13 protein-coding genes and 1 pseudogene are annotated in these 11,600 nt (G+C 67.8%); 5 read left to right on the plus strand and 9 right to left on the minus strand.

All coding sequences use genetic code 11. From position 1 onward, the window contains the following. The first annotated feature begins 150 nt into the window (after positions 1-150). Positions 151-588: a type II toxin-antitoxin system HicB family antitoxin gene (locus tag ACFDSW_RS11155; RefSeq protein ID WP_375250368.1), complete on the plus strand. Its 438-nt coding sequence runs from the start codon at positions 151-153 to the stop codon at positions 586-588. Between the two features lie 1,034 nt (positions 589-1,622). Here the strand turns inward: ACFDSW_RS11155 and ACFDSW_RS11160 are convergent. Beyond that, positions 1,623-1,895 (minus strand): hypothetical protein, encoded by a 273-nt coding sequence (locus ACFDSW_RS11160; protein WP_375250369.1) that lies wholly within the window; start codon positions 1,893-1,895, stop codon positions 1,623-1,625. A gap of 124 nt (positions 1,896-2,019) precedes the next feature. On the opposite strand from ACFDSW_RS11160, the gene ACFDSW_RS11165 reads away from it, so the two are divergent. After that, on the plus strand, positions 2,020-3,297 hold the full coding sequence (locus tag ACFDSW_RS11165; protein WP_375250370.1) for a methyltransferase family protein: 1,278 nt from the start codon (positions 2,020-2,022) through the stop codon (positions 3,295-3,297). A 24-nt stretch (positions 3,298-3,321) separates the two neighbouring features. On the opposite strand, the gene ACFDSW_RS11170 is transcribed toward ACFDSW_RS11165, so the two are convergent. The 4 genes from ACFDSW_RS11170 to ACFDSW_RS11185 all read right to left on the minus strand — a co-directional run bounded on the left by ACFDSW_RS11170 (position 3,322) and on the right by ACFDSW_RS11185 (position 6,112). Beyond that, positions 3,322-4,695, minus strand: a complete 1,374-nt coding sequence (locus ACFDSW_RS11170; protein ID WP_375250371.1) for a glutamate--cysteine ligase — start codon at positions 4,693-4,695, stop codon at positions 3,322-3,324. 120 nt (positions 4,696-4,815) lie between these two features. Next, positions 4,816-5,556: a 16S rRNA (uracil(1498)-N(3))-methyltransferase gene (locus ACFDSW_RS11175; RefSeq protein WP_375250372.1), complete on the minus strand. Its 741-nt coding sequence runs from the start codon at positions 5,554-5,556 to the stop codon at positions 4,816-4,818. Then, a complete protein-coding gene (locus tag ACFDSW_RS11180) occupies positions 5,556-5,717 on the minus strand; it encodes a hypothetical protein (RefSeq protein ID WP_375250373.1) in 162 nt (53 codons plus the stop codon). Before ACFDSW_RS11180 ends, ACFDSW_RS11175 begins: the two co-directional genes overlap by 1 nt. Continuing rightward, positions 5,714-6,112 carry a DUF2147 domain-containing protein gene (locus ACFDSW_RS11185; protein ID WP_375250374.1) on the minus strand — a complete coding sequence of 133 codons (399 nt, stop codon included), beginning with the start codon at positions 6,110-6,112 and terminating at the stop codon, positions 5,714-5,716. The genes ACFDSW_RS11180 and ACFDSW_RS11185 overlap by 4 nt, the downstream gene beginning before the upstream one ends. Before the next feature lie 122 nt (positions 6,113-6,234). Here ACFDSW_RS11185 and ubiA point away from each other — a divergent pair, with 122 nt between their 5' ends. The 3 genes from ubiA to ACFDSW_RS11200 are packed head-to-tail and all read left to right on the plus strand — an operon-like array spanning position 6,235 to position 9,323. Continuing rightward, positions 6,235-7,155 (plus strand): 4-hydroxybenzoate octaprenyltransferase, encoded by a 921-nt coding sequence (gene ubiA / locus ACFDSW_RS11190; protein WP_375250375.1) that lies wholly within the window; start codon positions 6,235-6,237, stop codon positions 7,153-7,155. A 46-nt stretch (positions 7,156-7,201) separates the two neighbouring features. After that, positions 7,202-8,548, plus strand: a complete 1,347-nt coding sequence (locus ACFDSW_RS11195) for a TldD/PmbA family protein (protein ID WP_375250376.1) — start codon at positions 7,202-7,204, stop codon at positions 8,546-8,548. Beyond that, positions 8,541-9,323 carry a 3'(2'),5'-bisphosphate nucleotidase CysQ gene (locus ACFDSW_RS11200; protein WP_375250377.1) on the plus strand — a complete coding sequence of 261 codons (783 nt, stop codon included), beginning with the start codon at positions 8,541-8,543 and terminating at the stop codon, positions 9,321-9,323. The genes ACFDSW_RS11195 and ACFDSW_RS11200 overlap by 8 nt, the downstream gene beginning before the upstream one ends. A gap of 39 nt (positions 9,324-9,362) precedes the next feature. On the opposite strand, the gene ACFDSW_RS11205 is transcribed toward ACFDSW_RS11200, so the two are convergent. The 4 genes and pseudogenes from ACFDSW_RS11205 to ACFDSW_RS11220 all read right to left on the minus strand — a co-directional run. Next, complete coding sequence (locus ACFDSW_RS11205; protein ID WP_375250378.1) at positions 9,363-9,695, minus strand: hypothetical protein; 333 nt, start codon at positions 9,693-9,695, stop codon at positions 9,363-9,365. Positions 9,696-9,716: 21 nt separating this feature from the next. After that, complete coding sequence (locus ACFDSW_RS11210; protein WP_375250379.1) at positions 9,717-10,463, minus strand: HAD-IIB family hydrolase; 747 nt, start codon at positions 10,461-10,463, stop codon at positions 9,717-9,719. Then, positions 10,464-11,270: a Cof-type HAD-IIB family hydrolase gene (locus tag ACFDSW_RS11215; protein WP_375250380.1), complete on the minus strand. Its 807-nt coding sequence runs from the start codon at positions 11,268-11,270 to the stop codon at positions 10,464-10,466. After that, positions 11,270-11,587, minus strand: a pseudogene (locus ACFDSW_RS11220) (6-phosphogluconate dehydrogenase (decarboxylating)); the annotation flags it as partial. The pseudogene ACFDSW_RS11220 and the gene ACFDSW_RS11215, both read right to left, overlap by 1 nt. Positions 11,588-11,600: the final 13 nt, after the last annotated feature.

An 11,600-nucleotide genomic window follows, 5' to 3' on the forward strand; every position in this document is an offset into this window, starting at 1 on the left:
GCGAGGCGACATTCACGAGGCCGGTTCAGCGGATGATGGGGGACCAGGTCGGGAGCGGCATCACGTATGAGACGGGGGACGAATGATCTCGAGGCACCTCCTCTCCAACCACAGATTAAGGCGCCCATCATGTTCTACTATCCGGTCGAATTGACCCCCGACGACAACGACACCGTAATGGTGACCTTCCCTGATGTGCCCGAAGCCGCGTCATTTGGCGCTGACGAGGACGAGGCACTCGCCAATGCTGCCGACGCCCTGGAAACCGCGCTGAATGGCTATATTACCGATCGCCGCGACATCCCCGAGCCGTCACCTGCCGATGGCCGCCCCAGCGTTGGCCTCAGCCTGCTCGGCGAACTAAAGCTCGGGATCTATCGCGCGATGCGCGATCGTGACTGGAAAAAGGCGGACCTCGCCCGATCGATGGGCGTCAATCCGCGTCAGATCGATCGGCTCTTGGATCTGGGCCACGCCAGCACCGTCGCACAGCTTGAACAGGCAACCCGCGTGATCGGCAGCCGGTATGTCATCGACATCCGTAAAGCGACGGAAGGCGACAAGCATCGCTATCGTATTGCGATATAGATCAATTGCCTATGGTTAAGCCGTTGGTTACTCCATGAAAAACGGGGACCAACGATGCGTATTGTGCGACGATTGATCAAAGCGCTGATGGCGGAGGCCGCGTGCCCTCACAGCGGCAAGCGGACTGTCGATTGCGCGGGCTGCCAGATCGACCGTAGCCTCGCGCCATCGTGGCCTGAGGATCATGTTCCGTTTGCCACTACGCCACCGCTGGAGCGGACCAGCCGGGAAAACGATGACTCCCGGCTGGATGACGGCTGGCGACAGGCTGCCTGACAATCCTTGTTGGTTGCCCGACAGGAAGTTGCCGTTGAGGCGCCACAGGCCGATCAGCCCGGATTCGGCGCCAGTGTATGCCGCGGTCTGCGGGGTGAAGTCGGCGGCATAGCGGGCGGTGATGAAGATCGCAGCTGACCGACCAGGAAGCCGCCGACATCATGGGCTGGTCGCCCGAACGCGTCGCCCACATCCGCCGCGTCTACGTCGATCACGCCCGCGTGGTGGTGGAGATCGGCCGCCGTATCGCGGAGCGCTTGGCAACCGCGGAATAGTCCAGAACTGATTTGCAGCCGTTTGCTAAGTTATTGAGGGGATTGCGGATTTAAGAACGATGTTTTGCACCGAAACCCGCGGAAAACCGTCGATATTGGAAGCTTGGAAGGCTGCTGCACTACCATTGTGCTATACCCGCAAACCGATGAAAAACATCGTTTTATCATCGCAACACCGCCGCCATTCCGACGTCTCTTCGGTCGGCATTCCGACAGGCGGTGTTGCGCGGCATTACCGTCTCGCCGCGACGCACGCAAGGGCGCGCATCAGGTGCGCGAGCGCGCGATCACCAGCGCGGCGCCCAGCGTCGCGAGCGATCCGATCCCACCCACGGCCAATACCATCATCGCCGCTGCATTCATCGCATCTCTCCCTGTCGCCGCGCGCTGTCGCGTCGTCGGCCTGTTATCGAGGGGGAGCCTGCGCGCGACCGGGCGGCGATGCAAGCGGGATCGGATGCGCCCGTGTCCCGCGTTCACCAATCACTCGAGATCGTTTTCGCTGACGATGACCGGATTGGCGTCGCGATTTCGCGCCAGTGCCGCCAGTGCGGCATCGCTGATCTCATCGCTGAAGCGGCGGAAGGTCTCCTCTGCGTCGCCATCGGGCCGGTCGCCGCTCAATGCCTCCAGCAGGTCGTATTGCACCGCAAAGTCATATTCGTCGTCATCGACGATCCCGCTGAACTCCACCTGTCCCGCGTCGATATTGTCGAGCACCGACGTGTCGTCGATCTCCAGTCGGTGAACCGCCATACGCTGCTCCTTTCCCTCCACACCATCATTCTCGCCGCTACACGCACGATCGAGCGTTCCGGTTCCTTTGATGGCCGGTACGCCTGCCCGGTTCATTAACCATTCGCAACGTAAAGGCACACGCATGTTGCAGGAGAGCGCGATCCTCGCCGCGTCGCCGGCCGACACCCGCCCGGCGTCCGCGGTTTCGCATGGCGTGGGACTGGCGGGGCTGGCCGGTCTGCTGGCATGGCTGGCGATCGCGCATCGCCTCGGCGCGGACGGGCCCTGGGCCGCGCTCGTCGGGGTGGCGGCCTGCGGCGTGCCGATGGTGCTGTGGTCGCTGCTGGTCGACCGGGTACACGGTCATGCGAGTACCGGGATCGACTGGGCGTCCGCGCGGCCGTGGCGTGCCTCGATCGATATCAGCCTCGTCAAGCTGACCGGGCTGTGGGCGACCTGGGCGGGGATCGCGCTGATCTACGCCACCGGGCGCTTTTATTGGGAGGGCCCTTTCACCTTCGCGATGTGGTCGCTCGAACGCGCCGCGCCGCTGCTGGTGCTGCTGTCGATCCCCTATGTGCTGTGGCTCGATCGTTATCTCGTCGAGCCCCGCGACGGCGCGTGGCATGCTGGCGCGTGGCTGCTCGGTATCGCGGGCGCCGACCCGGAACAGATCCATGCGCATTTGCGCGCCTGGGCGGTGAAGGCGGTGTTCCTCACCTTCATGCTGGCGATCGTGCCCGGCGGCTATGGCGCGTTCGTGCGGATGGGCACCGGCAATTTGCTCGCCGATCCGGTCCTGCTGGCCAATTGGCTGATCACGCTGATGTTCGTGATCGACGTCGCCTTCGCGACGGTCGGCTATATCCTCACGCTGCGGCCACTCGACGCGCACATCCGATCCGCCAATCCATTCATGGCGGCATGGACGGCGGCGCTGATCTGCTATCCGCCGTTCATCATGATGGATGACGGGCGGCCATTCGACTATCGGCCCGGCACCGCCGACTGGACCCATTGGATGCAGGGACAGCCGACCTTGCTGGCGATCACCGGCGCGGTGCTGGTGCTGCTGACCGCGATCTATGCCTGGGCGACCGTCGCGTTCGGGCTGCGCTTCTCGAACCTCACCCATCGCGGTATCCTGACGCACGGGCCATATGCGCTGTCGCGGCATCCCGCCTATCTGGCGAAGAACCTGTTCTGGTGGATCTCGACGATCCCGATGCTGTCGACCGGCACGCTGGTCGACGCGGCGCGGGCGACGATCCTGCTGGGCGTGGTCAGCGGCATCTATTACTGGCGCGCGCGGACCGAGGAACGCCATTTACGGCTCGACCCCGCCTATCGCGAATATGATGTCTGGATCGAGCGTCACGGCCTCGTGCCGCGCTTCCTGCGCTGGGCGCGGCGCGGCTGAGCGCACCTGCCGCGCCAGCGACGACTAGAAGCTCGCCTCGTCGTACACCTTCGCGACATCGCCGCCCCACGCGCCGTGATAACGCTCCAGCAGCAATTCCGCCGGCACCTTGCCGGTCCGCACGATCTCGCGCAGCGGGTCGAGAAAGCCCGTTTCGTCATCCCCGGCCGCATTGGTGCGGGCGCGTGCCGCCAGCCCGCGATGCGCGATATCGATCACCTCGCCCGCGATATCGCGCAGCCGTCGTCCGCCGGGCAGCGGCGCGTCCAGCCCCAGCCGCGGCACCGCATCGCGCAGCCCCTGCCGCTCCTCGAGCGTCCAGCCCTTTACCAGATCCCACGCCGCATCCAGCGCGCCCTGATCGTACAGCAGGCCTACCCATAAGGCGGGCAGCGCGCAGATCCGCCCCCAGGGGCCGCCATCCGCGCCGCGCATCTCCAGGAAAGTCTTCAGCCGCACCTCGGGAAAGGCGGTCGACAGGTGATCGTTCCAGTCGTCGATCGTCGGCTTCTCGCCCGGCAGGACGGACAGCTCGCCCTTCAGGAAGTCCCGGAACGACAGCCCCGCCGCATCGATATAGCGCCCGTCGCGATAGACGAAGTACATCGGCACATCGAGCATATAGTCGGCATATCGTTCGTAGCCGAAACCGTCCTCGAAAACGAACGGCAGCATGCCGGTACGTGCCGGATCGGTATCCGACCAGATATGGCTGCGATAGCTGAGAAAGCCGTTGGGCTTGCCCTCGGTGAACGGCGAGTTGGCGAACAATGCGGTCGCCAGCGGCTGCAGGGCCAGGCCGACGCGGAATTTGCGCACCATATCGGCTTCACTGGCATAATCGAGGTTCACCTGGATCGTGCAGGTGCGCAGCATCATGTCCAGCCCCATCGAGCCGACGCGCGGCATGTGCCGCAACATGATCGCATAACGACCCTTTGGCATGATCGGCAGCTGGTCCCGCGCCTTGTCGGGCCACATCCCCAGGCCGAGGAAGCCGAGCCCCAGCTTATCACCCGCCGCCTTCACCTGCTGCAGGTGGCGCCCCGTTTCCGCGCAGGTCTGGTGCAGATTTTCCAGTGGCGCGCCCGACAGTTCGAACTGACCCGCCGGCTCCAGGCTGACCGACCCGTCCGCACCGCTCAGCGCGATGATATTGCCGCCCTCGTCCACCGGGGTCCAGCCGTGCTGCACCAGTTCCAGCAACAGGGCGCGGATCCCCGCCGGCTCGCCCCACGCCGGGGCATGGTGATCCCCGGTGGCATAGACGAATTTCTCATGCTCGGTGCCGATCCGCCAGCGGGCCGCCGGCTTCTCCCCCCGGGCGAAATGGGCAATGAGCTGATCGCGCGAGTCAATGACCGCTGCGTTGCTGTTCGAAACGGTCTTCGTCGACATGGCCGCGCCTTACTGCGCGATGCACCGCCGCGCTAGAGGGGGATGCCAGGTCGTTGTTGATGCGGATCAATCCGCCCTATCATCGCCGTCACCCACGCAAGGGGCGGACGCCCCGGCGGTTTACCAATCCCCCGCCGCCGCCATCCACAGCGCCACCGCCGCTGTCGCCGCGGTCTCGGCTCGCAGGATGCGCGGCCCCAATGTGACGCCGGTCGCCTGCGGACAGGCGCGAATCGCCGCCCGCTCGTCATCGTCGAAGCCGCCCTCCGGCCCGATCAGGATCGCGGCGGGGCCGGGTTGCGCACGCATCGCCGCCGCCGCCGGCGCACCACCCATCTCGTCGGCGAAGAACAACGGCCGCCCGGCGGGCCAGTCACGCAGCAGCGCCGGCAGCTTCACCGCCTCCGCCACCTCGGGCAGCGCGGTTCGCCCGCATTGCTCCGCCGCCTCGATCATCTGCCCGCGCAACCGCTCGACATTGGGCTTGTCGACCACTGTGCGCCGGGTGACGACCGGCACCAGCCGAGCGATGCCCAGCTCACAGGCCTTCTCGGCCATCCAGTCGACCCGCCCCTTCTTCAGCGGTGCGGCAAGCAGCCACAGGTCGGGCACCGCCTCGCGCACGCGCAGCCGTTCGCCCACCTCCACCGTCAGCGATCGTTTCGCGACATCGCGAACGACCGCCAGCCATTCGCCGGTGCGATCGTCGAACAGCACCACCGGATCGCCCGCCCGCGCGCGCATCACCGTTGCCAGATAATGCGCGGGCGCGCCCTCGATCGACAATGCGCCGGGCGCCAGCGGCGCATCGATGAACAGGCGCGGCGTCGATCGCGGCGGCCAGGCGGGGGTTGCGCCCATCACTTGCTCCTTCGTTGCAGGAACATGCGCGCTATCAGGAACAGCACCGCCCCCGCCAGCGCGATGCCCACCACGCCCGCGGTCACCACGCCCGCCACCTTCAGGATCGCAAAGAACAGGGCCTCGAAGAATCGACCGATCGCGACCGAGAGATGGATCACCGCGGGCCGGGCGCTCGGGTCCAGCGCTGCTGCTGGCAGCCGAAGCCCGCGAACAGGCAGCCTTCCGCCACCAGCACGTTGCGCCCGTCGAGGTGCAACATGCCATCCACCTCGCTATTCAGATCGGGCACGAACACGGTGCCGGCGTAACCGCCGTCGCGCTGCTGGCGAAGGCCGCGAAACAGCCGCGTGCCGATCAGCCGGTCGGTGCCGCCGCGCGCGGCATCGTCCCTCGCCTTGTCATTCGCCGCGATCACGGTGCCGCACAGCCCCGGCTCGTCCCCGCATGCCGCGACCCGGATCCGCACGCTGCCCGCCGGATTGACCCACGTGCCGACCAGCGGGTCCGCGGCCGGCGCCGCTGCGGCCAGAAGCAGGGGGAGAAGCATCACCATGATCGCTAGATAAGCGGCGAACAGGCCCAAAATAAGGCTGCGACGCCAACCGCCATCAGCGCCGGGCGCGGCAGCGGTGGCGCCATTCGACGTCGCCCGTGAAACGCGCTAACCGGCGTGTGATGCCGTCCCCTCCCGCACCCGAAATCGTTCCCGACAGTCAGGCCCGTGGCCTGGTCGCGGCGCTGCCGCCGCGCGTCCGGGCGCTGGCATTGCTGGCGCGGTTCGATCGGCCGATCGGCTGGTGGCTGCTGTTCTGGCCCGGCGCCTGGGCGATTGCGCTCGCCGGTGGCCTCCCCACGCGCTGGGGTCTGCTCATCTGGTTCCTGATCGGCAGCATCGTGATGCGCGGCGCAGGATGCGTCTACAACGACATCGTCGACCGCGATCTCGATGCCAGCGTCGCGCGCACCCGGCATCGCCCGCTCGCCAGCGGCGCGATCTCGGTGGCGGCGGCCTGGGCATGGCTGCTGGCGCTATGCGGGATCGGGCTGATCGTGCTGCTTCAGCTCGGCACGCTGGCGCGGATCATCGCGCTCGCCAGTCTCGTTCTGGTGGCCGCCTATCCGTTCATGAAACGGATCACCGGCTGGCCACAATTGTGGCTGGGCCTCGTCTTCTCCTGGGCGGCGCCGGTCGGCTGGGCGGAGACATGGGGAAGCGTTTCGCTCGCGGGGCTGTCGCTCTATGCCGGGTCGATCGCCTGGGTGGTCGGCTATGACACGATCTATGCGCTGCAGGATCGCGAGGACGATGCGCTGATCGGCATTGGCTCCTCCGCGCTGTCGATGGGGCGGCATGTCCACGCCGGGATCGGCATCTGTTATGCGATCGCGGTGGCGGGCTGGACGGCGGCCTTGTGGCAGGTGCGCGCCGATCCGCTGGTGTTCCTCGCGGTGCTGCCGGCGGCACTGCATCTGCTGTGGCAGGTGGCGACGCTGCGGCCCGCGGATGGCGAGGGCGCGCTGCGACGGTTCCGCGCGAACCGCGCCACCGGGCTGCTGGTCTTCCTCGCCTGTGCGGCGGTCGGCACCACGCTATAGGCGTTCGCACCTAGCAACCATGCGTGCGTCGCCCTAAGTCGGGGCGATGTTGACCCCCGATCAGGCGCAGGAACGCGCCCAGGACATCGTTCGCCGCGCCCGGGCCGCCGGGGCCGATGCCGCCGATGCCGTTTTCGCCGCCAATGCCTCGTCCGACGTGTCGGTACGGCTTGGCCAGCTCGAGGATGTCGGACGTTCGGAGGGGGAGGATCTGGGCCTGCGCGTGTTCGTCGGCCAGCGATCCGCCAGCGTTTCCACATCGGACCTGTCGGTTGCGGCGATGGAGTCGCTCGTGGAACGCGCGGTGGCGATGGCACGGGAGGCGCCGGAGGACCGCTGGGCCGGCCTCGCGCCGCAGGAACGGCTGCTGCACGGCGCGCCGCCGTTGCTCGACCTCGCCGATCACACCATCGCCACCCCGGAGGAATTGCGCACCGCCGCGCGGCTCGCGGAGGAAGCGGCGCGCGCGGTGCCCGGCGTCACCAACAGCGAGGGGGGCGGCGCCTCCACCAGCAGCAGCGTCTGGGCGCTGGCGACCAGCCACGGCTTCGCGGGCGCCTATGCCACCACCGGGTTCAGCGTGTCGGCCAGCGTCGTCGCGGGCGAAGGCAGCGGCATGCAGCGCGACTATGCCTTCCACGCCGCGCGCCACCGCGCGCACCTCGATCCACCGGAAGCGATCGGGCGGCAGGCCGGGGAGCGCGCCGTCGCGCGCTTATCCCCCGGCCGCGCGCCCAGCGGCGCGATGCCGGTGGTGTTCGATCCCCGCGTCGGCAGCAGTCTGCTCGGTCACCTCACCTCGGCGATCGCGGGCGCGGCGATCACGCGGCGCACCAGTTTCCTGCTCGATTCGCTCGGCACGCGCGTGTTCGCGCCGGGCATCGCGATCGAAGACGATCCGCATCGCCCGCGCGGCCTGCGGTCGCGTCCCTTCGATGGCGAGGGGCTGCCGGTGTCGCCGCTGTCGCTGGTCAGCGATGGCATGCTCGAAACCTGGCTGCTCGACAGCGCCTCGGCACGGCAATTGGGGCTGGAGCCGACCGGCCATGCCGCGCGCGGCATCGCAGGCGCGCCGGGGGTATCGACCGGCAACCTCTATATGGCGGCGGGCAAGGTGCCGGTGGAAACGCTGATCGGCGATATCACGCAAGGCATCTATATCACCGAGCTGATCGGCCAGGGCGTCAATCCCGTCACCGGCGATTATAGTCGCGGCGCGGCCGGTTTCCTGATCGAGCGGGGCGCGATCACCCGCCCCGTCGCTGAATTCACGATCGCGGGCAATCTGAAGGCGATGTTCGCCACGCTGGTTCCCGCCAACGACCTGACGTTCCGATACGGCATCAACGTTCCCACGCTGCGGATCGAGGGGATGACGGTCGCCGGTGGCTGACCCCCGGCCTCTTGCCGATGCGATCGCCGGGATCGTTCGCGAGGCCGCTGGCCTCGCGCTCGCGCGCTTTCACACCGATTTCGCGCGCTGGGAAAAGACCGGCGGCAGCCCGGTGTGCGAGGTCGATCTGGCGGTGGATCGCCTGCTGAAGGATCGGCTGTCGGCGCTCCTGCCCGATGCCGGCTGGCTGTCGGAGGAGACCGCCGATCGCCCCGACCGGCTGGCGTGCCGTCGGGTATGGGTGGTCGATCCGATCGACGGCACCCGCGACTATATCCGCGGCCGCCCCGGCTGGTGCGTGTCGGTGGCGCTGATCGAGGACGGGCATCCGCTGATCGGGGTGCTCGATGCGCCGGTGCGGGGCGAGACGTGGCACGCAGTCGCGGGCCATGGCGTGACGCGCGACGGTGCGCGCGTCCATGCCGGCACGCGCACCGCCTTCCCCGGCGCGCGCGTGCCGGTCGATGCGCTGCCCAAGGCGGATCGCGATCTGGTCGCGGTGCAGAAACCCAATTCGATCGCGCTGCGGATCGCGATGGTCGCCGACGATCGCGCCGATCTGGTCGCGACGCTGCGCTGGGGCAACGAATGGGACATCGCCGCCGCGGTGCTGGTCGCGGCGGAGGCGGGAGCGACGGTCAGCGACGCACTGGGCGCGCCGCTGACCTTCAACAAGCCCGATCCGCGCGCCTATGGCGTGCTGGTGACCACGCCCGGCATCCACGACGCCGCCGTGGCGCACCTCGCCCCGCGTGCCCGCGCCGCGATCGGATAGCCGCACGGTCGTTCCGAACGATCCGGCGCGGCGCCCCCGCTACCGCCGCCGCCGGTGATCGCGCGCCGCCATCGGGCGCAGTCGCACCGCCAGGCAGATCACGGTCGGCCAGAACAGGGTGTTGATCACGTCGCCGATCGTATCGTGCCAGCGCCAGCTGCCCCAATGCAGCCGGTCGAGGATCTCGTTCCCCGCCTCCGCCGCCGCAACGACGGACAGCGGGATGAGCGTTCCCAGCGAGCGCCGCGTGACGACGCGCGCCAGCATCAGCACTGCCATGCCCGCGTGGATATGCAGGATCGTGTCGGGCAGCCCGGTGCCGTCGCCGATCCACTGGATGAACCGCGCCCATAGCGCGGGGATGTCGTTCACGATCGTCGCGCCGCCGCGGGTTTATTTCTGGCAGGCCACGATCGCGGTAACGACGCTGATCGTTTCCTGCGGATCGCGCACGCGCACGCAGTCAACGCCCGCTTCCTTGGCGGGATAATCATTGCCGCCCGGAAAGATCGCATCGCCGATGAACAACATGTCGGCCAGCGTGAACCCGCTCGCCTCGGCCAGCTTGCGCAGGCCATAGCCCTTGTCGACACCCTCACGGGTGATGTCGATCGAGGTCGATCCGCCCATGTTGATCGCCAGCCCCGGCAACCGCTGCTTCAGGTCCGCCTGGATCACCTTGCGCTTGGCGAAATCGGGGTCCCAATGTTCCTTCGCCTCCAGCGGCGCCTGCTGGCCCAGCGCGGAGAAGGTGATCTGGCTGCCGCGATCCTCGATCCGCTCGCCCCAGGTCTGTTCCGGGACGAAGCCGGTCGCTTCCAGCGCCTCGCCGAACGCATCGATAATCTTCTGCTTCTCGGCGTCGTCGAACAATTCGGCATAGACCGGCTTCCACGCGCCGTCCTGATGGGTGAACAGCTTGGTGCCCGTCGTCGGCATCAGCCACAGCCGCGACACATCGGCGCGCGCCGGCAGGCGGCTCGCCACCTGCTTGTCGAACTGCGGCCAGTCGCCCCCGGAGATCACCGCCACGTCGGCGACCGTCAGCAGATCGGCCAACGTCTCGCCCATATCCTCCAGCAATGCCTGCTTGCTGAGCGCGAGGGTGCCGTCGAGGTCGAACGCCACGAGCTTCTTCATTCAGTTTCTCCGGGGAAGAACGATGGTATCGATGGCGTGCGCTACGCCATCTTCCGTGTTGGCGCGAGTCGTTACGGCGGCGGCCGATTGTACCGTTTCGGGTGCGTTTCCCATCGCGATCGACAGGCCCGCGCGCTTCAGCATCGGCAGGTCGTTGGCCTGATCGCCGATCGCCGCCACGTCCGCCAGATCGACATGCAGCGCGGCGGCCAGCGCGGCGATCCCGTCGCCCTTGTTGGCCCGCTGCGCGGTCACGTCCAGATAATAGGTCTGCGACTGCGCCACCGTCGCGCGCTCGCCGATCGCGGCATGAACCTCGGCGTACAGCGCGCGCAGCGCCGCCTCGTCATCGCTGACGAAGGTGATCTTGTCGGCGTGATCCAGCAGCGCGTCGAAGGCGCGCGTCGTCACCGGCTCCTGCGCCGATGCGCGCCGTTCGCTGCCGGTATGCGGGCCGTCGGGGTCACTGGCGTACCAGCGATCGTCCGCGAACACCCAGATATCGACCGGCGCGCCCGCCGCCAGCCGCATCGCCGTGCGCGCCGCCGCCGGCTCGATCATCTCGCGCCGCACGATCGTGCCGTCCCGGCGAAAGACGATGCCGCCGTTGAACGCCGCGACGTCGCCGTCGAGCCCCAACGGCTCCAGCAGCGGGCGCAGCCCCGACATCGGCCGCGCGCTGATGATGGTGAAGCCGATCCCGGCCGCGCGCAGCCGCGCGACCGCGTCGATCGTCGCGGGGGTCAGCTTCTTGTCCTTGTCGACCAGCGTGCCGTCAACGTCGGATACCAACAGGCGAATCGCCATTATTGCGGCATCTCGACGTGGCCACCGAAGCCGAATCGCATCGCCGACAGCACCTTCTCACCGAACGTATGCTCGACCCGGCTGCGATAGCGGGCGAACAGCGCGGTCGTCAGCACGTTCGCCGGCACCGCTTCCTCCATCGCCGCGTCGATCGTCCACCGGCCTTCGCCCGAATCGGCGACGTTGCCGCTGAACTGTTCCAGCTTGCCATCCTTCGCCAGCGCCAGCGCGGTCAGGTCGAGCAGCCAGGACGAAATCACGCTGCCGCGCCGCCACACCTCGGCGATATCGGTCAGGTTCAGATCGAACCGTTCGTCTTAGATCGGAAGA

Source organism: Sphingomonas sp. (assembly GCF_042091075.1).
Taxonomy (GTDB): Bacteria; Pseudomonadota; Alphaproteobacteria; order Sphingomonadales; family Sphingomonadaceae; genus Sphingomonas.